The organism is Candidatus Kinetoplastibacterium blastocrithidii (ex Strigomonas culicis), assembly GCF_000319245.1.
GTDB classification, from domain to species: Bacteria; Pseudomonadota; Gammaproteobacteria; order Burkholderiales; family Burkholderiaceae_B; genus Kinetoplastidibacterium; species Kinetoplastidibacterium blastocrithidiae.
The window spans coordinates 704,714-727,031 of the sequence record NC_019814.1 but is presented as its reverse complement, the minus strand read 5'-3'; the positions used below and the strand labels follow the sequence as shown (position 1 = coordinate 727,031).

Annotated in this window: 22 protein-coding genes and 2 tRNA genes; 9 read left to right on the top strand and 15 right to left on the bottom strand. The window is 32.3% G+C overall.

The window, feature by feature from the left end; all coding sequences use genetic code 11:
* Position 1: 1 nt before the first annotated feature.
* Genes CKBE_RS03515 through CKBE_RS04020 form a run of 4 tightly spaced genes read right to left on the bottom strand, consistent with a single transcriptional unit; the run spans position 2 to position 1,306 of the window.
* On the bottom strand, positions 2-712 hold the full coding sequence (locus tag CKBE_RS03515) for a M24B family metallopeptidase (RefSeq protein WP_015238208.1): 711 nt from the start codon (positions 710-712) through the stop codon (positions 2-4).
* Positions 713-714: 2 nt separating this feature from the next.
* Entirely contained in the window at positions 715-840 is a 126-nt protein-coding gene (locus CKBE_RS04010) for a hypothetical protein (protein ID WP_263987835.1), read from the bottom strand.
* A complete protein-coding gene (locus CKBE_RS04025; protein ID WP_015238207.1) occupies positions 810-1,073 on the bottom strand; it encodes an aminopeptidase P N-terminal domain-containing protein in 264 nt (87 codons plus the stop codon). The genes CKBE_RS04010 and CKBE_RS04025 overlap by 31 nt, the downstream gene beginning before the upstream one ends.
* Positions 1,070-1,306, bottom strand: coding sequence for an aminopeptidase P N-terminal domain-containing protein (locus tag CKBE_RS04020; RefSeq protein WP_081583121.1), 237 nt, complete (start codon positions 1,304-1,306; stop codon positions 1,070-1,072). The genes CKBE_RS04025 and CKBE_RS04020 overlap by 4 nt, the downstream gene beginning before the upstream one ends.
* Positions 1,307-1,795: 489 nt before the next feature.
* Here CKBE_RS04020 and CKBE_RS03505 point away from each other — a divergent pair, with 489 nt between their 5' ends.
* Complete coding sequence (locus CKBE_RS03505; protein ID WP_015238206.1) at positions 1,796-3,139, top strand: DEAD/DEAH box helicase; 1,344 nt, start codon at positions 1,796-1,798, stop codon at positions 3,137-3,139.
* Positions 3,140-3,163: 24 nt separating this feature from the next.
* On the opposite strand, the gene CKBE_RS03500 is transcribed toward CKBE_RS03505, so the two are convergent.
* The 4 genes from CKBE_RS03500 to CKBE_RS03485 form a co-directional block, all read right to left on the bottom strand.
* A complete protein-coding gene (locus CKBE_RS03500; RefSeq protein ID WP_015390056.1) occupies positions 3,164-3,529 on the bottom strand; it encodes a thioredoxin family protein in 366 nt (121 codons plus the stop codon).
* A 35-nt stretch (positions 3,530-3,564) separates the two neighbouring features.
* Positions 3,565-4,629, bottom strand: a complete 1,065-nt coding sequence (locus CKBE_RS03495) for a quinone-dependent dihydroorotate dehydrogenase (protein ID WP_015390055.1) — start codon at positions 4,627-4,629, stop codon at positions 3,565-3,567.
* A gap of 94 nt (positions 4,630-4,723) precedes the next feature.
* Positions 4,724-4,797: transfer RNA gene (locus CKBE_RS03490), tRNA-Cys, on the bottom strand.
* A gap of 32 nt (positions 4,798-4,829) precedes the next feature.
* Positions 4,830-4,905 (bottom strand) — tRNA-Gly (locus tag CKBE_RS03485).
* A gap of 129 nt (positions 4,906-5,034) precedes the next feature.
* On the opposite strand from CKBE_RS03485, the gene murB reads away from it, so the two are divergent.
* Positions 5,035-6,057, top strand: a complete 1,023-nt coding sequence (gene murB, locus CKBE_RS03480) for a UDP-N-acetylmuramate dehydrogenase (protein WP_015390054.1) — start codon at positions 5,035-5,037, stop codon at positions 6,055-6,057.
* 10 nt (positions 6,058-6,067) lie between these two features.
* Here the strand turns inward: murB and dapB are convergent, their stop codons facing one another.
* The 4 genes from dapB to CKBE_RS03460 form a co-directional block, all read right to left on the bottom strand.
* The gene (dapB, locus tag CKBE_RS03475; protein ID WP_015238203.1) at positions 6,068-6,844 is read right to left on the bottom strand and encodes a 4-hydroxy-tetrahydrodipicolinate reductase; all 777 of its coding nucleotides are present in this window, start codon (positions 6,842-6,844) and stop codon (positions 6,068-6,070) included.
* 38 nt (positions 6,845-6,882) lie between these two features.
* On the bottom strand, positions 6,883-7,218 hold the full coding sequence (locus tag CKBE_RS03470) for an outer membrane protein assembly factor BamE (RefSeq protein ID WP_015238202.1): 336 nt from the start codon (positions 7,216-7,218) through the stop codon (positions 6,883-6,885).
* Positions 7,219-7,295: 77 nt separating this feature from the next.
* Positions 7,296-8,951 (bottom strand): DNA repair protein RecN, encoded by a 1,656-nt coding sequence (gene recN / locus CKBE_RS03465; RefSeq protein ID WP_015238201.1) that lies wholly within the window; start codon positions 8,949-8,951, stop codon positions 7,296-7,298.
* 5 nt (positions 8,952-8,956) lie between these two features.
* Positions 8,957-9,856: an NAD kinase gene (locus CKBE_RS03460; RefSeq protein ID WP_015238200.1), complete on the bottom strand. Its 900-nt coding sequence runs from the start codon at positions 9,854-9,856 to the stop codon at positions 8,957-8,959.
* A 266-nt stretch (positions 9,857-10,122) separates the two neighbouring features.
* Between CKBE_RS03460 and hemH the strand changes: the two genes are divergently transcribed.
* The 5 genes from hemH (at position 10,123) to CKBE_RS03435 (ending at position 17,240) form a co-directional block, all read left to right on the top strand.
* Positions 10,123-11,205 carry a ferrochelatase gene (hemH, locus tag CKBE_RS03455; RefSeq protein WP_015238199.1) on the top strand — a complete coding sequence of 361 codons (1,083 nt, stop codon included), beginning with the start codon at positions 10,123-10,125 and terminating at the stop codon, positions 11,203-11,205.
* 73 nt (positions 11,206-11,278) lie between these two features.
* Positions 11,279-11,854, top strand: coding sequence for a nucleotide exchange factor GrpE (gene grpE / locus CKBE_RS03450; protein WP_015238198.1), 576 nt, complete (start codon positions 11,279-11,281; stop codon positions 11,852-11,854).
* Positions 11,855-11,992: 138 nt separating this feature from the next.
* Positions 11,993-13,918 carry a molecular chaperone DnaK gene (gene dnaK, locus CKBE_RS03445; RefSeq protein WP_015238197.1) on the top strand — a complete coding sequence of 642 codons (1,926 nt, stop codon included), beginning with the start codon at positions 11,993-11,995 and terminating at the stop codon, positions 13,916-13,918.
* Between the two features lie 111 nt (positions 13,919-14,029).
* Complete coding sequence (dnaJ, locus tag CKBE_RS03440; protein ID WP_015238196.1) at positions 14,030-15,151, top strand: molecular chaperone DnaJ; 1,122 nt, start codon at positions 14,030-14,032, stop codon at positions 15,149-15,151.
* A gap of 655 nt (positions 15,152-15,806) precedes the next feature.
* Positions 15,807-17,240, top strand: coding sequence for a basic amino acid/polyamine antiporter (locus tag CKBE_RS03435; RefSeq protein WP_015390053.1), 1,434 nt, complete (start codon positions 15,807-15,809; stop codon positions 17,238-17,240).
* Between the two features lie 54 nt (positions 17,241-17,294).
* On the opposite strand, the gene CKBE_RS03430 is transcribed toward CKBE_RS03435, so the two are convergent.
* From CKBE_RS03430 to trxB, 3 genes are read right to left on the bottom strand one after another with little or no spacing between them, the layout of a single operon-like run.
* Positions 17,295-17,627 (bottom strand): DMT family transporter, encoded by a 333-nt coding sequence (locus tag CKBE_RS03430; protein ID WP_015238194.1) that lies wholly within the window; start codon positions 17,625-17,627, stop codon positions 17,295-17,297.
* A 4-nt stretch (positions 17,628-17,631) separates the two neighbouring features.
* Positions 17,632-18,267: a Smr/MutS family protein gene (locus CKBE_RS03425; RefSeq protein ID WP_015238193.1), complete on the bottom strand. Its 636-nt coding sequence runs from the start codon at positions 18,265-18,267 to the stop codon at positions 17,632-17,634.
* Positions 18,257-19,216 carry a thioredoxin-disulfide reductase gene (gene trxB / locus CKBE_RS03420; RefSeq protein ID WP_015238192.1) on the bottom strand — a complete coding sequence of 320 codons (960 nt, stop codon included), beginning with the start codon at positions 19,214-19,216 and terminating at the stop codon, positions 18,257-18,259. Before trxB ends, CKBE_RS03425 begins: the two co-directional genes overlap by 11 nt.
* A 50-nt stretch (positions 19,217-19,266) precedes the next feature.
* Between trxB and CKBE_RS03415 the strand changes: the two genes are divergently transcribed.
* Both CKBE_RS03415 and lolA read left to right on the top strand, forming a co-directional pair.
* Complete coding sequence (locus CKBE_RS03415; protein ID WP_015238191.1) at positions 19,267-21,711, top strand: FtsK/SpoIIIE family DNA translocase; 2,445 nt, start codon at positions 19,267-19,269, stop codon at positions 21,709-21,711.
* The gene (gene lolA, locus CKBE_RS03410; RefSeq protein ID WP_015238190.1) at positions 21,704-22,318 is read left to right on the top strand and encodes an outer membrane lipoprotein periplasmic chaperone LolA; all 615 of its coding nucleotides are present in this window, start codon (positions 21,704-21,706) and stop codon (positions 22,316-22,318) included. Before CKBE_RS03415 ends, lolA begins: the two co-directional genes overlap by 8 nt.

The following is a 22,318-nucleotide window of genomic DNA, read 5'->3' as shown; positions in this document are numbered from 1 at the left end:
TCTAGAGATGCATTATATTTTCTATTGTGCTTGGATCAACCGGAGCATTTTTTGAGATGATTTCATTTCCTTTTTCATTTATTAATAAAGTATCTTCTATTCTAATACCTATATTCCAAAATATACTAGGTATATTGTGAGACGGACGTATGTATATTCCTGGTTCTATTGTTAATAACATGCCAGATACTAATGTTAGCCATATTCTTCGACCATCATTTAGCTTATAATAATTACCAACATCATGCACATCTATTCCTATCCAGTGGCTTGTGTTATGAGGGAAGATGTATTTATATGTTTCGTTTTCTATAATTTCCTCTACAGTTCCATTTAGAATTTTTTCATCTATTAATCCCTGAACTATAATTTTGACTGCTGTTTCATGAGGTTGTATAAAATTATTTCCAGCTATAGTTTTATCTATGGCAGATTTTTGGGCTTCTAGTACAATTTCATATAAAGCAAGTTGAGGAGAGCTAAATTTTCCATTTGCAGGGAAAGTTCTAGTAATATCTGAGGCATAATTATCTAGTTCACAGCAGGCATCTATTAAAACAAGATCTCCATTTTTAATTATTGAATTATTTCTTGAGTAATGAAGCGTACATGAGTTTGAGCCAGAAGCAATAATTGATTTACAAGACACTTCTTTAGCACCGTGTTTATTAAATTCATAAAGCAACTTTGCCTCTAGTTCGTATTCATACATGCCTACTTTACAGTAACGCAAAATTTTTTGTGAGCATTAGCAGAAATTTTGGCAGATCGTCTCATTTTAGATATTTCATTATCATCTTTTATTAATCTCATTTCAGATAGTATTGATTGCATTTCCATAAATTTAATATGTTCGTTGTTATTTTTTTAATTATTTGCTTTAAACAAGAAAATATTTGATTTTTTTCTATACAAAAACGATCCATTTCTATAAAGATTGTTTTGCAGTTTTTTATTATCTTGCTCAGTATGCTTTCAAAATCATTTATAGAATATGTGGAATCAAAGGAAAATAGTTCTTTTATCGTTTCTCGTCCAATTATTGGTCCTTCCCATAATTCTTTTTTTGTCATGAGGCATGCAAAAGAATGTCTTGATTTGTGCTTGTTAACATAATCAAGCACGAATTTGGTTCATTTAATCCTGTTAAGTAATAAAAGTTACTATTAGATCTGTAAGGATAATATATATTACTATTGCGTATATGTTCTATAGAATTTGGTATAATTGTGATGCTGTTTTCATAATTCTTTAGTAATTGTTTAAAACTACGTCTACGGCTGATAAATTTATATAAATCACACATGTATTAGGTAAATTAAGTTAGAAGTATAGCTATCATGATAAGCAATCATAATTTATATAGCAAAATATTAAATGTTTAATTGTTACAAATATTATTCTTATTAAAACTAGCAATTATTTATCTAATTTGAATTGTAGAATTTTCTAATTAACTGCCTAAAAGGGTAAAGTGTTTTACGACAGGCAATAGTCTGTTGTTTTTCCTTAACAAGTTTAATTTTTTATTGCGCTTATTGCGCTATTTTTTCAGTCTTGCGTGATAATTTATCTTTTTGGATTTAATTTTTGAGATCATGACCTTTATTTCTGTAGAATGAATTATATAATTCATTCAGCGTAGAAATGTGTTAATTTACTGTTTTGAGTTATTTTTTTACTTTTGCTTGTTATTTTGTTTACAAGATTAATTTTTTTAAAGATCATATCAAACAGTCTATCTATACATTTCAACTATTTATAATTCTATTATGTTTATATACCAAGTATTTTAATGAATCAAATCAGTTTTTTTGATAAAGATATAAAAACAAGCTCTTTTAGAGAGTTCGGCTTAGACTTCTCAATAGTGAGTGTTCTTGATGAGATTGGATATGTCAAACCAACACTGATTCAGGAATCTGCTATTCCAAATATTTTATCAGGCGCTGATTTTATTGGTGCTGCTCAAACAGGAACTGGAAAGACTGCTGCTTTTGTTTTGCCAATAATCAATAGATTAGTGCCTTTTGCAAATAACAGTATTTCGCCAGCACGTCATTTATTGCGTTCCCTTATACTAGTTCCTACTAGAGAATTGGCAGATCAGGTTTATGAATGTGTAAAACTTTATAGCAAGAATACTAATTTACGTAGTCTAGTACTATTTGGGGGGGTTGATTTAGAACATCAAAAGGACTTATTGCATAAGGGATGTGAAATATTAGTAGCTACTCCAGGTAGATTAATTGCCCATATAATCCAGAGAAATGTATCTCTAGTTAATGTTGACATATTAGTTTTAGATGAGGCCGATCGTATGCTTGATATGGGTTTTATTCCAGATGTCGACAGAATAGTTAGAATGCTTCCTAAAAAAAGGCAGAGTTTATTATTTTCTGCCACATTTAGTGAAGATGTTCGAAAATTAGGTTTAACATATCTGAAAGACCCAGTGGAGGCTGATGTCACTGTTCCAAATTCTATAGCAGATACAGTTAAGCAGATTTCTTATAAAGTACTTAGTAATGAGAAGTATGATGCTATATTGTTTTTAATACGTAGTACTGAAATGAAGCATGTTATAGTATTTACCAATACTAAAATTGGAGCAAATAAGTTAGCTAGCTATTTATCCTCAAACAAAATAAGTGCTGATTGTATCCATGGAGATAGAACCCAGAAAGAAAGAATAAGAATTCTTAATGATTTTAAATCTAGCAATTTAGATGTTTTGGTTGCGACTGATGTTGTTGCTCGTGGGCTAGATATAGCAGGTATTTCCCATGTTGTAAATTTCGACATCCCTCATAATGCTGAAGACTATGTTCATAGAATAGGTCGTACGGGGAGAGCAAATAACGAAGGGATTGCTGTCTCTTTATATTACTCAGAAGAAGAGATTTATTTATTAGGAATAGAGAAGCTTACTAAAAGCATTATTCCTAGATTAGAGATTTGTTATAAAAGCAAGGCTCCAGCAACATACAATAGATCCAGAACCCCAATTATTCTTGATGATAAGGGAAGCAACAATATTATCCATGGCTTTGATCCTATTAACGACAAATCTATTTTAAGTGCCAAAATTATGAGCAAGATAGCATTATTACTTGGAGGAACAGGGCGACGACTTTAATTTAATTAGATTCAATATAATCTCTTATTCTTCTAGTATTTTCCAAATGTTTGGTAATTTTGTTGCTATGTTTTTATTGTTGTTGGTTACTGTTCTTATTATCATATTCAAATAATCGATGTTAGAATCTATACTTCCATAGAATACAGTTTTCTCATCTATTTGCACGAGTAGAGTAGGAAAGTTTGTTATGTCCTCATCTCCGACAAGTTCGTAGTTATCTTCTATATCTATCCAATAGAATGTATGTTTTTTTAGCTGTTCTGATAAAATTGACAGTTTTTGTTTGTATTGCCTACATGTGGCGCACCATTCGGCACAGAAACAAAGTATTAGATAGCAATCTTCTTTATTGATTAGAAACTTGTCTTTATTTGGGTAAAGAAGCATTTGATCAGATATAATGAAGATCTTAATGTTAGAAACTAAGTGATGTTATCATAAAATTGATTTTCTTTAATTGCATTTATACATTCTTTAATTAGTATAGGTCCTTTATATATGAGACCAGTATATATTTGAACTGCATCAGCACCAGCTTCCATTTTTTCTAAAGCTTGTTTTGCAGATAATATTCCTCCAGTGCCTATAATCGTTACATTATTACCAACATTTTTCTTGATTCTATTTATAATATTTAGTGATAACTCGTGTAGAGGATATCCAGATAGTCCTCCTTTTTCATTTGAGAAAAGATCATTAGTTACATTATTTCGTGACAATGTAGTATTAGTTGCTATAACTCCTTCAATTTTATGTCTAACAAGCGCATCGGATATTATGTCAATATCATCTAAATCCAAATCAGGAGATATTTTTAATGCAAGTGGAGTGTTTTTTTGATGGGTATCTGACAATGATTTACTTGTTTCTACTAGTTTATATAACAATCTATCAAGATGTTCTTTTTCTTGTAGAGATCGTAATTTCTCTGTGTTCGGGGATGATATATTTATAGTTATATAGTCAGCATACGTATAGGAAGCATTTAGGCACTTCAAATAGTCTTCTATGGCAAGTTCTATTGGGGTTTTTGCATTCTTTCCAATATTTATTCCTATAATGCCTCCATTTTTATGCCATTTGCTTTTTCTTACATTACATATAAGCTCATTTATTCCGTTATTATTGAATCCTAATCTATTTATTAGCGCTTCTGACTTATGCAAACGAAACATCCTTGGCTTTTGGTTCCCTGGTTGTGGATTTGGTGTTACTGTCCCTATTTCTATGAAGCCAAAACCTAAATTTCCTAGAGGATCGATGCATTCCCCGTTTTTATCTAAGCCTGCAGCTAGCCCAATAGGATTGTTTACTTTAATTCCCATAATTTCTTTTGGCAAATAAGGAGAGTAACTAAGAATATTCCTTGTCAATCGGAATTTGTAAAAACAATTAAGGGCCTTAAGAGTTATTTCATGTGCTTTTTCAGGGCTCAAAGAAAATAGTATGCGTCGTACAATTGGGTATGATTTAAAGAATAATGACATATCGTACAAATTAAAGTTATTTAGGGTAATTAATTATATAATATGATTTGCTAGTTTTGTCATAAAATATAAATAAATATCTTGCTATGCTGTATGGAGGCGCAAGGCGGAATCGAACCGCCGTACACGGATTTGCAGTCCGCTGCATGACCACTCTGCCATCGCGCCTTAATTTATAATTGTGCTTTTGAGAAATTTAATGGAGCGGGAAACGAGTCTCGAACTCGCGACCTCAACCTTGGCAAGGTTGCGCTCTACCAACTGAGCTATTCCCGCAAATGCTAATGTCACTCAACTTTTTGAATTATAACATATAATTAGTAATTTACACAAGATATAATCTTGTTATATTTAGGAATTAATTGTATTGTAAAAATACAATATTTTATCCATATAGTGTCGTGTATGAAATTAGAATCAAAGCAGCAAAATCTTAAAGATCTTAATACATTTAAACTTAATTCTTTTACGGATTATTTCTTTGTTGTGCGTAATTTTGAAGATCTAAAATTTATAACTAGCACTCTCGGTGATTATAAAGATATTTTTATCTTAGGAGGCGGTAGTAATGTAATTTTACCAGAATGCATAGAATCTCTCGTTATTAAGGTTAATTTTTCAGGTATTAGAATGATATCTGATTTTGGTAACGATGTTCTAATAGAAGCGTATGCTGGTGAATTTTGGCATAATTTTGTAATACATTGTCTTAATATGGGATGGTATGGCTTAGAAAACTTAGCTTTTATACCTGGCACAGTAGGAGCTGCTCCTGTACAAAATATAGGCGCATATGGAATAGAATTTTCAAATTATTGTTATAGCATAATAGCATGGGATTTATTAAAAGGGGAAATAGTAGAGATATTAGCCAGAGAATGTTTTTTTGCATATAGAAATAGTATTTTCAAACAAAAAACATATAAGAACTTCATTATTTTATCTGTACGTGTAATTTTATCAAAGATATGGAATCCTAATTTAGAGTATTTTAAAATAAACGATTATTCCACACGCAAATCATTAGAAGACTCAAAGAATATTAATAATCTTATAGAAGCAATTTTTGATATACGTCGATCCAAACTACCAAATATCAAAGAATTTGGTAATGTTGGAAGTTTTTTTAAAAACCCTATAATATCGGAAGAGAGCTTTCTGAATGCTCTTCATTTCTTTCCGGATTTAGTTTTTTGGGAGCAAAGAAAAGATGCTTATAAGTTATCGGCTGGATGGTTAATAGATAATTGTGGATGGAGAGGAAAGAATTATGGTTCAGTTGCTGTCTATGAAAAAAACGCCTTGATTCTTTTAAACCAAGGCTTAGCTAAATTTGATGATGTTATAGGACTGGCTGCATTAATTATTAACGATGTTTATAATAAAAGCGGCATTAAATTAGAGATAGAGCCGCTAGTCTATTATTAAATATTATTTTTTATAAAGATAAAACATCGTTCATATTGAATTTACCATTTTTCTTGTTTTTAAGGAAAAGGGCGGCTTGAATAGCTCCATTGATATAATTTTCCCTGCTTGTTGATCTATGAGTGATCTCTATTCGTTCTCCTTGTCCGCAAAAATAAACCGAATGATCCCCCACAATATCTCCACCTCTCATTACTGAAAATCCGATCGTGCCTTTTTTTCTCGGGCCTGTATAGCCATGCCTAGACCATGTTGCAACCTCAGGAAGAGAAACCTCCCATGTTTTTGCTATTGCCTCCCCCATTGTAATGGATGTTCCAGATGGACTATCAACTTTTTCACTATGATGAGCCTCAAATATCTCAACATCATAGCCAGATTTTAATATTTTCGATGCCAGTTCTATAAGTTTAATTGTGGCATTCACGCCAATGCTTGTATTTGATGCATGCATTATAGCTATGGTTTTTGATGCTTGTTCTATAACCTTTAATTCATCTTCACTGAATCCAGTTGTTCCTATTACCATATTGACATTATGTTTTAGGCAGTATGATAAATATTTCATCGTCGCCTCTGGCCTAGTGAAATCTATTAAACAGTCAGCTTCTTTTAATGTGTCTAAATCATCTGTTAATGAGATATTACAGTCTTCTATTTTTTGTCCTAAATACTTGCTGTTCGAGGAATCTAAAGCCGTCAATAATTGTAGCTCTGGATTTTTTAACAATGTCTTAATTATAGCAGATCCCATTCTTCCACTGGATCCAGATACAGCTAAACGCATAAGAGTTCCTTATTTTTTAATAATTCACAGTAAAATAATTATGGTTTTTTATACCATATTTTTAGCTTATTATCCACAAACAGTAGAGTTAGCTTTGTAATTTTTGGTTCCTCATTAGATTTTTTATAATAGTTGATATATTCCCAGGTGTCTTCTTTGATAATAATTGGCTTGCCGAGCAATATTTGAACTTGATCAGAGGTTAATCCCTCCCTAAGGAGCTTAGTTTTTTTAATATCAATAATTCTACCTTGTTCTATATCTGGGTAATAAGGCAAATTAGCTAAGTCTAGCCCGTTGTATTGGCAACCATTTATTAATGTAGCTATTATTAAATAAAAGATAAATTTACCAGTTTTAAGATATGTGAGCATAAGCTTGCGACCTTCTTAAGGGTTATAGAAAATATATTTTTTGACTCTTTTGTTGATATAGAGTTTAATGACTAATATTAATCTTGGTTATTATTTTTGGTATTAACTAACATTTCTTTTGCATGGTTTATAGTTGTTTCTGTTATTTCTATGCCGCCTAACATCCTTGCTATTTCTTCAGTTCTTTCATTGCTAGATAGTAAACTTACTTTAGAAACAATAGTCCTGTCTTCTTTATATTTGTCAACCAAGAAATGATTATCCCCATACGAAGCTACTTGTGGAAGATGAGTTATAACCATTATTTGATGAGATTTGCTAATTTTTTTTAAAAGCTTGCCTACATTTTCTGCTACTGATCCACCTATACCGATATCAATCTCGTCAAATACTATAGTTGGGGTATTGTTATAGTTAGTGGTTACTGATATTGCCAAGTAGATTCTTGACATCTCTCCGCCAGAAGCAATTTTTATAATTGGTTTTGGTGTGGATAGTTGATCAGAAACTAGAAATCTGACATTATCAATGCCATGAGATGATTCATTTGCATTTGTTATTTCTATTTTAAAGAATCTATCATGCATGGCTAGTGTTTTTATTACTCCAGTAACTTTTTCGCTTAATTTTATAGCAGTTTTTTCTCTTTGTCTTGATAATTGAGTTGCATAATTTATGTAATTTTCTTTAGCTAGTTTTTCTTGCTCTCTAAATACATCAATATTAGCATTTTTTATATCTTTGATTCTGTTCTGTATTTTTTTGTGTAAGTTATTAATGTTTTGTGGGATTGTTTTTAGTTTCTTTGATAATGTTTCTATATCAGAAATTCTAGATTCTAGCAATTTAAGACGATTTGGATCGATCTCTATTTTACTCATATAGCTATTTAGATCTGATATTACTTCTTTTACAGTTATTTGTGCAGAAAGTAAGTCCTCGTATATTTTTAAAAGTGAAGGGTCAGAATCAATGATTTGTTGTGTTAGACTTATGCTTTTATTCATTAATCTATGTGCTGATACATTACTATCATCAAGGTATTTAATAACAGAGTTACAAGTTTCTACTATATTCTCTATATTAGATAATTTCTTATATTCTGAATAGATATCAAGCAACTCATCGTCTGAGAATTTGATTAGCTCTATTTCATTTTCTTGCCAATGCAATTGATCTAGCTCATTTTGCAGATTAGATTCATGCTGTAGAGAGCTTTCCAAATGTTTTTTAGCTGATCTCCATAATTTCCAATAATACTTAGTTTGTTGTAATAGAAACTCATGTCCTCCATAAGAATCTAGAATTGTGCGCTGAGATTCGCTATTAAGTAAATCTTGATGAGCGTACTGGCCATATATTTTCACAAGTAGAGATCCTAAAGATCTAAGATTAGCCATTGTAGATTGCGTATTATTTATATATCCTTTGCTGCGAGATTGTTTATCTATTATTCTACGTATTGTTATTTCTGACTTAATTTTGATGCCATGTTTCTCTAGCCATAATGATGATTTTTCATTATTATCAAATATTGCTATTATTTCAGTATAAGAAGCACCTTCTCTCAATACATTAGTTTCTGGTCTATTCCCAAGTGCTAATGATAGTGCATCTATAAGAATAGATTTGCCGGCCCCGGTTTCCCCAGAAAACACAGTGAAGCCATTATCAAAATTAGCTTCCATTTCTTTTACAATTATAAAATTTTTAATAGATAATGTTTTCAACATAATATTTATTCAATATTGTCTGATGATTTTGGCATAACATTCCAGTTTAACTTTCTACGAAGAGTAGAGAAGAAATTATACCCGTTTGGATGGATAAATTTTGCAACATGTCTGGCTTTCTGTATATTTATACGATCACCAGGTTGCAATTCAGACCAAGTTTGCATGTCAAAGTGCACATTAGCTTCTATCTCTTTTCTCCCGACTGTTAGCAATGTCATTGTTAGTGATCCACAGGAAGGGACTACTATAGGTCTGTTTGATAGAGTTTGAGGGGCGATAGGAACCAGTACTATTGCATTAAGCTTAGGATGTATGATTGGGCCATTTGATGCTAGAGCATATGCAGTTGATCCTGTTGGAGTTGCAACTATTAATCCATCTGATCTGATTGTATACATAAAAATATCATTAAGATCAACTTTAACTTCTATCATTCCGCCAATGCCAGCACGATGTATAACAATATCATTTAGAGCAAAATCTGAGTACATTTTTTTATTGTCTCGACATATGCTGCCTTCTATTACTAATCTTTCTTCTAAGGTATAAAATCCATCCATTACATTAATTAATGCATTATATGTCTCATCTATAGATATATCAGCAATGAATCCTAATCTTCCATGATTAATTCCTAGGATAGGTAGTCCATAAGGTGATAAATACCTTGCCGCACCTAATACTGTGCCATCACCTCCTGTTACTATTGCTAGAGATGCTGTTTTTCCTATAGTATCAATGTTAGCTATCGCGTAGTCATATATATTAGTATTAGAGGCGGTAGCAGATTCTATAATGATTTTCCTTCCTGTTTTAGAAAGCATCTCGGCAATAGCTCTTAATGGCTCGTCTAGCCTAGCATCTTGATACCTGCCAATTAGAGCAATTATTGGGAAATTCATATATTGTCTTTCGTTAATTTTAGATATCACTTAAAGTCATACTATGTTATTAAATATAACTTATATATAAATATCTTATTATGTATTACAAGTTTTGTTTATTCTATTTTATCATTTTTTAAAATAGTGCTAATTATGTGTATTTTTGTAGATTTTGAATTATCAAATAAATAATTGTCTATTATCGTTTATTTATGTCGCTATAGATATCACTTTTTTATCGACATGGTAAGTATTATCGAGATAATTAAATAGAATTATTAGCAATGGAGGGCTTCATGATTTTTAATTTTTTTTCTAATAGGAGAGTTAAGAGTGAAAAAATATTAATAGATAATAGCAAGACAAGATTAAAACACATAGGCAATAAAAATAATGTCGGGGTTTTGTTGGTAAATGTGGGGACGCCTAAGACCTTCTTTATTAGGGATATTCGCAGTTATTTAAGAGAGTTCTTATCTGACAATAGAGTTATTGAGATATCAAGATATTTCTGGATTCCTATTTTATACTGTTTTATATTAATATTCAGGCCATTCAAGCTAAGTAAGCTTTATAAGGAAATATGGACTAAAGAGGGATCTCCTATGATTGTTCATAGCAATAGACAGATTGTTAAGCTTAGGGAAGCTATGAAAAATAGCGGCTTTAATGTTGAAATTGAACTTGGCATGAGATATGGTGATCCATCCATAAAAAATGCTATTAATTCTCTGGTGCATAATAAAAATTGTTCAAAGATATTAATAATTCCATTGTATCCACAGTATTCATCTAGCACAACAGGGAGTGCTATAAGATTTGCTACTGATTATTTGACAAGGTTTAGAAACATACCAGAGTTTCGTTTTTTAAAAAAATTTAATATATCTAGTTTTTATATAGATTCTTTAGTTGCTAGTATTAATAGTTTTTGGAGGGATAATGGGCAATCGAAAAAATTAATTGTTAGCTTTCATGGAATACCATGTAGTTCCGTAACGCTAGGAGATCCTTACTATAGTGATTGTCTAGAAACATATTTAGAATTAAAAAGAAAATTAGGTATTGATGGGAATCAAATTGAGATGACATTTCAGAGTCGTTTTGGTTATTTTAGATGGCTTAGTCCTTATACGTCAGATAGGTTGCAGAGCCTAGCAAAAGAAGGATTAACAAGGGTTGATATTATATGCCCAGGTTTTATTGTTGATTGCTTAGAAACTCTTGAGGAGGTTGATTATATTTATCGCCAATTATTTATTGGTGCTGGAGGCAAAGAATTTAATATGATACCTTCTTTAAATGACAATCAGTTATGGATAAATAAATTATCAGATTTAGTCAAGTTAAGTTTGAATGGATGGTAATAGTTTATTTATATATCTATTTGTTTATATAATACGCTTTAGTTTTTGGTTAATAACATCAAAGGAGTTTACAGTGATAGATTTAAAGATTCCGGAGGAAAATGTTTCTCCTGAAGTTATAGAAAATAAAGAAATCAAATCAGAAGATGAATCTTTATCAGAAGATTTGCTAAAGGAAATCGCCGATCTTAGTAAAAAGCTAGAAGATGCTAATATTTTAATAAAAGAGCAAAATGAGAGTATTTTACGTAGCTATGCTGAGATAGAGAATATTAAAAGACGTTCTAATGACGATATTTCTAAAGTCCGAAAATTTGGAATTGAGTCATTTGCTGAAGGGCTAGTGCCAGTGAAGGATAGTTTAGAAGCTGCATTATTGCAGCCAAATCAGACTATTGAGTCCTTAATAGAGGGTGTAGAGATAACCTTAAAGCAACTTGATGCTGTTTTTGAAAGAAATTTTTTAAAAGAAATTAGTCCATTAGTAGGCGATAAGTTTGATCCAAATATACACCAGGCAATATCTTCCGTTAAGTCTGATAATCAACCTAATACTATAGTGCAATTATTACAGAAAGGTTATGCTATTTCTGATCGAGTTTTAAGGCCAGCTTTAGTCGTTGTTTCAGTTGGAAATATAGATATTTGATAATATCCACATTTCCAACTAGTAGTTTTTTTAAATGATGCAATGTTTATTAGTGCTCTTGAAAAGTATGCATTAGGCCCCAATATCACGTTAAAGAGATATTATTTATATTATATAATTTATTAAGGCAAATATATTATGGGAAAGACTATTGGTATCGATCTTGGTACTACAAATAGCTGTGTTGCTGTTATGGATGGTAACCAGGTTAGAATAATAGAAAATTCTGAAGGAGCTAGGACAACTCCTTCAATAGCAGCGTATATGGAAGATGGAGAAGTTCTCGTTGGAACTTCTGCAAAAAGGCAGGCTGTTACTAACTCCAAGAATACTATCTATGCGAGCAAGCGTTTGATTGGGCGTAAATTTGCTGAGAAAGAAGTACAAAAAGATATAGATTTAATGCCTTACTCTATAGTTAAGGCTGATAATGACGACGCTTGGATAGACGTTAGAGGCAATAAAATAGCTCCTCCACAAGTCTCTGCTGAGATATTGCGCAAAATGAAAAAAACAGCAGAGGATTATTTAGGAGAAGAAGTAACTGATGCTGTTATAACTGTGCCAGCATACTTTAACGATAGTCAAAGACAAGCGACAAAAGATGCTGGCAGGATAGCAGGGCTTAACGTTAAGAGGATTATAAACGAACCGACTGCTGCAGCGCTAGCTTTTGGTTTAGATAAATCAGAAAAGTCTGATAGAAAGATAGTAGTATATGACCTTGGTGGTGGTACATTTGATGTATCTGTAATTGAAATAGCTGAAATAGATGGCGATAAACAGTTTGAGGTTCTTTCAACCAATGGAGATACGTTCTTAGGTGGTGAGGATTTTGATCAAAGAATTATACAGCATATAATAAACGAGTTTAAAAAAGATCAAGGTTTAGATTTATCGCAAGATGTTCTTGCTTTGCAAAGATTGAAGGAAGCTGCTGAGAAATGTAAGATAGAGTTATCTTCATCACAACAAACAGAGATAAATTTGCCGTATATAACTGCTGATTCATCAGGTCCTAAGCATTTAAATATGAAAATTTCTCGCTCTAAATTGGAATCCTTAGTGGAGGACTTGATAAATAGAACAATAGAGCCTTGTAAAATAGCAATTAAAGATGCTGGCATATCAACATCAGATATAGATGATGTGATTTTGGTTGGTGGAATGACTCGCATGCCTAAGGTTCAAGATAAGGTCAAAGAGTTTTTTGGCAAGGAGCCTAGGAAAGATGTTAATCCTGATGAAGCAGTGGCTGCTGGTGCTGCTATACAAGGGGCTGTATTGTCTGGAGAGCGCAAGGATGTCTTGTTGCTTGATGTTACACCATTATCTCTTGGCATAGAGACTCTAGGTGGTGTAATGACAAAGATGATACAGAAAAACACAACTATTCCAACAAGATTTTCTCAAGTTTTTTCTACTGCTGAAGATAATCAGCCTTCTGTTACAATAAAAATTTATCAAGGAGAACGAGAAATAGCTTCTGGGAATAAGGCTCTCGGGGAGTTTAATTTAGAAGGCATACCTCCATCCTCACGTGGAATACCGCAAATAGAAGTAACATTTGATATTGATGCCAATGGTATTTTGCATGTTTCTGCTAAGGATAAGGGAACTGGTAAGGAAAATAAAATCACAATAAAGGCTAATTCTGGCTTATCTGAACAAGAGATTCAAAAGATGATTAAAGAGGCAGAGATAAACGCTGAGGAGGATCATCGCATTGCTGAATTAGCCTTGGTTAGAAATCAAGCGGATAGTTTGATACACTCCACAAGAAAATCATTAGATGAGCATGGTAGCAAGTTAGATTCTGCGGATAAAGATAGTATAGATACTGCCATTAAAGAGCTGGAGGAGTCCTTAAAAGGCTCTGATAAGTCCGTTATCGACTCTAAAATATCAGCCCTAGCGGCATCTTCTCAAAAGCTTAGTGAGAGGATTTATTCTAGTATGCAAGATAATCATGATAATAAATCATCTCCAGATGAAAATGTTAAATCATCTAGCGAGGAAGATGTTGTTGATGCTGATTTTAAAGAAGTAAAACGAGATCAATAGACTTCTGCATATAACATAGTTGCCCGATAGTTGATTTTTTTGATTGTCGGGCTTTTTTAATTATTAACTAATTTCTAAATATTTCTCATTCGAGAGATATTATAAAGACATATGGCAAAAAAAGATTTTTATGATATTTTAGGTGTGACAAGGAATGCAACTGAGCAAGATATAAAAAAGGCATATAGAAAATTAGCCATGAAATATCACCCTGATCGCAATCCAAATAATAAAGAGGCTGAAGAAAAATTTAAGGAGCTTAAAGAGGCATATGAGGTTTTAGAAGACAAAGAAAAACGAGCTGCATACGATCGTTTTGGCCATTCATGGTCAGAGCAGCAAAGCATGAATCATGCTTATAGTTCTAGTGGTGGATTTGCTGATGCTTTCGGAGATATATTCGGAGATATATTTGGCTCTTCTGGCATGAGGGGGAGTGATAATAGCAGGAATAGAGGAGCAGATCTTAAATATAAACTTGATATTACTTTAGAGCAAGCATCTACTGGATTTGATACGGAAATCAATATTCCTGGGTGGAATATTTGCGGCAATTGCAAAGGCAAGCGTGTCAGAGAGGGTTCTAGTATTAAGAAATGTAGATCATGTAACGGAAATGGATCAATACGTATTCAACAGGGTTTTTTTAGCGTTCAGCAGACATGCGGCGTTTGTCAAGGTAATGGCGAAGAAATTACAGATCCTTGTTTAGGTTGCAAAGGAGTAGGTAGGGTAAGATGTAATAAAACTTTGCAAGTATCAGTTCCTATTGGGGTTGATAATGGCATGAGGATACGTCTTTCTGGCAATGGGGATATCGGAATAAATGGTGGTGATCCAGGTGATTTATATGTTGAGATACATATAAAGCCTCACAAAATCTTTAAAAGAGATGGTGACGACCTTCATTGCGAATTAACAATTCCTTTTACTTGTGCTGCTTTAGGAGGTTCTATACAAGTTCCAACATTAAATGGCAAGGCAGAGATCTCGATACCTGAGGGTACTCAGTCTGGTAAGACTTTCAGGTTAAAAGGAAAAGGAATACGCAATGTTCGTTCTTCTCATTATGGTGATTTATATTGTCATGTTGCGGTAGAAATTCCTGTTAAGTTAAAAGATGATCAGAAAAATATTCTTCGTCAATTTGAGCAATCTCTAAAAGATGGTGGTGGTCATCATTCTCCACAAAGTAAGTCTTGGACTGATAGAGTAAAGGAATTTTTTAGTTAACTATTATTATAGTTCTGATGCTAATTTATTAATTGTTTAAATATAGTGATATTCTATGGTTTTGGCTGGTTTATATTATCAATGTTAGGTGTTTTATTATTTTATAAGAAACAGTATGTTGATCGTTATGAATAATTAGTTTGTTATAAGCTGTTTTTAGACCACAAGTGATCTATAAATAATTATTCAGAGATAGTTAAGTGCATTGATAAATTAAAGAATGTATTGGATTCTGGTAAGTTGGGATTATAAATATTCTTATGGGCTCTTTATTTTTAAGATCATTATGAAATTCAGGATGCTACAGAATGCATGTTATTTTTGTATTTTCTATGAGGGTTATTATTTTTGATAGTTTATGTTTTTTCATATATCTATAAAAAAGACCTTGTCGGCTAAACATAATCTTGTTAATGTTTTTAATGGCTTTTAAAAGATATTCTATTTAATAATAATTTGTTAAAAATAGTACTTTAGTTATTTAAATGGTATACACTTCTGTACGTTGCTACAAATTATTTCTTTTATATTTTTTATTAATAAATAAAAAATATAAAATAATAATATACGTCATCATTATAATATGATTAATTTGTAAATTGTATAGTACAAGTTTAATTTTTAATAAGAATATTGTTATACGCGGAGTATTTATATGAGTAATTCCAATGCCCAGAAACTTTCTGTCATGACCTTGACCGCTATGGTCGTGGGTTCTATGATTGGAGCTGGGATTTTTTCTTTGCCTCAGAACTTTGCTCAAGTTACTGGAGTGTTTGGTGCGTTGATTGCTTGGACTATTTCTGGTCTTGGGATGTTGATGTTAGCATTTGTGTTCCAGTCATTATCTTGCAGAAAGCCAGATATAGATTCTGGTGTTCACGCGTATGCTCAGGCTGGATTTGGTGACTATTTGGGATTCTCATCTGCGTTGGGATATTGGGCTGGTACTTGTTTGGGCAATGTAACCTATTTGTTAATAATAAATTCAACAATAGGTTCTGTCTTCTCTATTTTTGGAGATGGCACTACTTTAGCAGCTGTTATTTTGTCCTCTAGTATATTATGGTCTTTTCATTTTTTAGTGTTAAGAGGAATAAAAGAGGCTGATTTTATTAATAATATAGTTACCGTATCTAAACTTATTCCAATAGTTATATTCATTGTTTTAGTATGTTTTGGTTTTAGGTCAGAGATTTTTATTAATAATATGTGGGGAGGTGGCTCCTTCAACCTTAGTAGTATTTTTGAGCAGGTTCGAGGCACAATGTTAATAACTGTTTTCGTATTCCTTGGCATAGAAGGAGCAAGTGTTTATTCTCGTTATGCTAAAAATAGGAAAGACGTTGGTATTGCTACTTTATTAGGTTTTCTTGGTGTCTTGTTATTGCTTGTTTTAATTACCATATTGTCATATGGGGTTATGGATAGATCTGAACTAGCCTTATTACGAAATCCATCTATGGCAGGTGTATTACAAGCGGTTGTTGGAGAATGGGGGGCAATTCTTATAGGAATAGGCTTATTGGTAGCTGTTTTAGGTGCTTACCTTTCTTGGTCTCTTCTTGCCGCTGAAGTTTTATATACAGCTGCAGTATCAGGAACTATGCCTTCTTTTTTAAAAAAAGAAAATGAGAATAGTGTGCCATCCGCATCACTCTGGATGACAAGTATAACTATACAGGTTTTCTTGATAGTGACTATGCTGGCAAGAGAGGCATTTACATTGGCTATTGAACTTACAAGTTCTATGAATTTAATACCATATTTATTAGTAGCAGCTTATGGTCTTAAGCTAGCAACAACGGGAGAGTCTTATAGCATTTATGAAAAAAAACAGAGAGCATTTGATTTATTTTATGGTTTCATGGCTACTGTTTTCGCTACCTGGTTACTATATGCAGGGGGCTTGAAGTATTTATTATTGTCTTCTGTTCTTTATGGCCCTGGAACAGTTTTATTTGCAATGACAAAATCAGAGCAATCTAAAACAGTTTTTAATAAATCAGAATGGTTGATTTTTCTTGTAGCAATGATCGGTGCCGTTGTGGCTGTTTATTATTTAATTACTGGTTACATTATTATATAGAGCGCAATATAATTTATTAATTTAAAAACTGAGGTTGATACTGAAAACATATTTCTAGTTTTCTATATTGACCTTAGAAAATACGTTCATTATAACTACTCCTAATACAATAAGTACTATTCCTGCTACAGCTGGGGCATCTAATGTTTGATTGAAAAATAATACTCCTATTAATGAGACTAGTATGATTCCAACGCCGCACCAAATAGCGTAAGCTATGCCCACCGGTATTTCTTCTAATGTTAATGATAGAAAATATGTAGATATAATATAAAAAAAACATGTAAATAATGATGGCCATAGGCGAGTAAAGCCAATGGAATTCTTTAATGCTACTGTTGCGAATAGTTCAGTTATTATTGCTATGGTTAGGTAAGTGAATTTCATTATATTAGCTTTCATTTTTGGTTTTATGTAAAAGCACAACCAAAGCTCCAGATCCACCATTATGCTCTAAAGCCTCAGAAAATGCTCGAATTTCTGCTGTCTGCACTAACCAAGAGCGCACTTTGTTCTTTAATATCGGTCCGTTCTCTGGGGAAGACCCATATCCTTTACCATGAATAATAGAGACACACCTAACACCGTTTTTTATGCAGTGTTTCATAAAGTTTATAAATGCAGATCTAGCTCCCGCTATGCATAGATTATGCAAATCAAGTTTGGCTTCTATCTTCCATTTTCCATTTTTTAGGAATTTTACTATATTTTTATTTAAATTTGGTCTTATGTAAGATCTACCATCATCAGATAATAGATGATCCACAGATAGCTCATCAGATAATTCGCTAACGATTATATCATAATTATAAATACAATTACTTTTATGATCGTGTTGAAGTTGATCATGATGCTCGTGTTTAAAATAGTTTTTCGCGCTATCTTCTGTGCGTGCGGTATGCTTTAATGCAGTAGATATGTTTTTCAATCTCTCAGAGACTTGAAATTCATCACTAAGCATGTTTAACTTTTTATGGAATTTATAGTAATTTTGGACAGTAGATAATTTTATATACTTAGACTTCATTTTTTTCAAGCCATCTTTGAGCATCTAGTGCAGCCATACAGCCAGTTCCTGAGCTGGTAATTGCTTGTCTATATATGTTGTCCTGAACATCTCCTGCTGCAAATACTCCTTCAATGGAGGTCATTGTTTGGAAATTTTTGTCGTTTTTTTGAGTAATGATATACCCTTCTTCTGTTTTCATTAGGCCATTAAATATATTTGTATTAGGATTGTGTCCTATAGCTATAAAAATCCCATCTGTCCTGATGTTTTCTGACGAGCCATTTTTAGAATTAGATAGTACGACATTTGTAACTTTGTCTTTATCTCCCTCTATTTTGCTAAGAGTAAAAAATGTTTTGATTGATATTGTTTTTTTTCTGGCCTTGTTATTGATTCGATCCAGTAATATAGGCTCAGCTCTAAACTTTTCATGTCTGTGTACTAATGTTACGTTTTGACATATATTAGATAAATATAGAGCATCTTCTATAGCCGTGTTTCCTCCTCCGACAATTATCACGTCTTTATTTTTATAAAACATACCATCACAAGTGGCGCAGTAAGAAACTCCTTTGCCAAGGAATTTGTCTTCAGACTTGATTCCTAGTTTCTTTGGTGATGAGCCTGTAGCTATAATAACTGATTGACATATGTAATCAGTTCCGCTATCGCCGGTAAGAACAAATGGCCTTCTTGATAGATTAGCATTCACAATGTTATCTAGGATTATTTCTGTATTAAATTTTTTAACATTTAATAGAAAAAGATCCATAAGATCTGCTCCACTAGTGTTAACATAGGCAGTGGGCCAGTTTTCTATTTCCGTAGTATTCATTAATTGACCACCTTGATTTAGTCCTGTAATAATGATAGGGTCAAGATTGGCACGAGCAGCATATAATGCGGCGGTATATCCAGCTGGTCCAGATCCAATTATTAATAATTTTGTTTTTTTAGTTATACTCATAAGTAGCTCCTTTATCCTAATCCAATATATATCAAATTAATGTTGTCAATATGGTTCGTTTATTTAATTTTATTTCTAGAAAAATACGTGCGCTAAGTAGTATTAGATTACCATTTTTTATAAAAAATTCTGCATTATTTTGTGAAGCGGTATTAATATTTCTTATGGTTTCGTTATCCTGGTTAGTTCTGAGCCTATTATCTTGGGATTCTAATGATAATTTTGTTCTTCACGGTCAGATTTTACATAATTCGATAATTAATAAAGGTGGGGTTTTTGGTGCTTATGTGTCAGAAATATTGCTTCATTTGTTTGGTTTTTCATCTTTTTGGTTTGTTTATTTATTGTTTAGTTGGTTATTTATTATTTATTCTAGACTAGTTGTTTACTTTCGCAATAGTGATCAATCATCTGTTTTTTTTGGGGTTTATTTTTATTTTGAAAATATAATAGGTTTTCTATTACTGCTTTTCGGAACGCTAGGATTGGAGGCAATATTTTCTGAAGATATAGAAAATCATATTAGCCAAGGATTTTTGGAAATATGTAGATCTGGTTGTATTATAGGTAATTGTTTCTCTGATTATTTGGTATTTTTAATAGGAATGACAGGCTCTATTCTTTTTTTAATGGTTATGGTGCTTACTGGTTTTAGCTTGTTTTTTTGTTTTTCTTGGTTATTGTTTTTTGAGAAAATAGGCTTCTTACTTGATAGTTTCATAAAAAGATTGAATTGTTTGTTTTTGTATATTTTTAGTTTTATTAGGAAAATTATCCATCGATGTACCTATTGTATTTATGATTTTTTTCATAGGAGGAGGAATGCGCGCTACAAAGAGCAGGATAACACAGGTCGCAATAATAATGAGGAATTATTGATTATAGATAATCATAAAAATATTGTTGACAATAAAGATATATCAAGTAATTTATCTGATGTGATAGATAGCTTTATAGAGCATGTGCCTAATAAAACCGAAAAAAACATAGTTAAAAGGAAAAATGAGAAACTGCCATCATTAAATTTACTAGACTCATCGAGATATAATGATATACAACCACCCTCCGAGGATATAAAGTTAGTATCCAAATTGATAGAGCAGAAACTGGCAGATTTTGGTGTATCCGTAAGAGTAATATCTGCAAAATCTGGTCCAGTAATTACTAGATATGAAATTGAGCCAGCAATTGGAATTAAGGGGAGTCAGATAGTTGGCTTGGCTAGAGATTTGGCTAGATCATTGAGTGTTGCTAGTATTAGGGTAGTTGAAACAATACCTGGCAAGAATCTAATGGGGTTGGAACTTCCTAATAGAAGTCGTCAGTCTGTATGTTTGTCAGAGATATTAAACTCCTCTGTGTATAATTTAGCTAAGTCTACTTTAACAATAGCCTTGGGTAAGGATATTGCAGGTAATCCTGTAGTAGCTGACTTATCTAGAATGCCTCATTTATTAGTGGCAGGAACTACAGGATCAGGCAAATCAGTTGGTATAAATGCTATGTTAATATCTTTATTATATAAATATAGTTCTTCTAATATTAGATTGATATTGATAGATCCTAAAATGTTGGAAATGAGTGTTTATGAGGGCATACCGCATCTTTTGACCAATGTTGTTACGGATATGAAGAAAGCGGCAAATGCTCTACGTTGGTGTGTGAGTGAAATGGATAAAAGATATTATTTGATGAGCAAGATGGGTGTCCGCAATTTATCTGGCTATAATGAAAAAATAAAGGAGGCCTCTTTGTCTAATGAGTTTATTTATAATCCTTTATCTGTTAATAAGAATGATCCGGAGCCTTTAGAGTTAATGTCATCTATAATTGTAGTTATAGATGAGTTGGCTGATCTTATGATGACATCTGGAAAAAAAATAGAGGAATTAATAGCTAGGCTTGCACAGAAAGCAAGAGCAGCTGGCATACATCTAATTTTAGCTACACAACGTCCTAGTGTTGATGTTATTACTGGTCTTATAAAAGCTAATATACCAACACGCATAGCATTTCAAGTTTCATCAAAAATAGATTCACGCACAATTTTAGATCAAGCAGGTGCGGAAAGCTTATTGGGGCAGGGCGATATGTTATACTTGCCCCCTGGGGTCGGTTTTCCTGTTCGCATACATGGAGCTTTTGTTAGTGATGATGAGGTGCACCGAGTGGTAGAATCATTGAAGTCTCAAGGAGAGGCTAATTATATAGATGAAATTCTTAATTACGGAGAGTCTTTAGCAGATTCAGATGGTATTAATTCTGTAACAGGAATAGAAAGTTATGAAAATGATCCTATGTATGATAAGGCTTGTGATATAGTGTTGAAAAACCGTAGGGCGTCTATCTCTTTGGTGCAACGTCATTTAAGAATTGGTTACAATAGAGCTGCACGTTTATTGGAGCAAATGGAAAAGGCAGGTATTGTTTCCTCCATGCGTTCTAATGGAAATCGTGAGATTTTAGTAAATATATCAGATCAGAAAGATGAATAATTTAATTAGATTTTTATGTGTTTTTACTATCATTTTTTGCTGTCATGCAAAATCTGAGAATACAGACAACAGATTAGATTTTCTAAAGGAAGTAAGAAGTTTTTCATGTGAGTTTAGACAGTCTATATTAGACCCTCAAGGTATTGTCAAGTCTTCACAAAATGGATTTTTAAGATTTAAAAAGCCAGGAAAATTTAGATGGGAGATTGTCAGTAATAGTAGGCAATTAGTTGTATCTGACGGCGAAAAGATATACCAGTATGATTCTGATTTATGTCAGGCAATAGCAAGAAATATTGATGAAACGCCCTTATCTTTTTTTATGGACATGCTGTCTTCTGACAATTTAGAAGAATTTGTTGATATTAAATATTCTTATAATCGTGATGATTTGTATTGGTTGTCGGCGACAACTAATAATTTGAGTAGTGGTTTTAGGGTTATAGATTTCGGCTTTGATGATAGATTTATATCCAAGATCCATTTATTTGATGTTTTTGATCAGAAATTTGTAATAGATTTATCTAATATATTGATTAATGATGATTTATCAGAGGATTTATTTAGTTTTATTCTCCCTCCAAATGTAGATTTGCTTGATATGTAG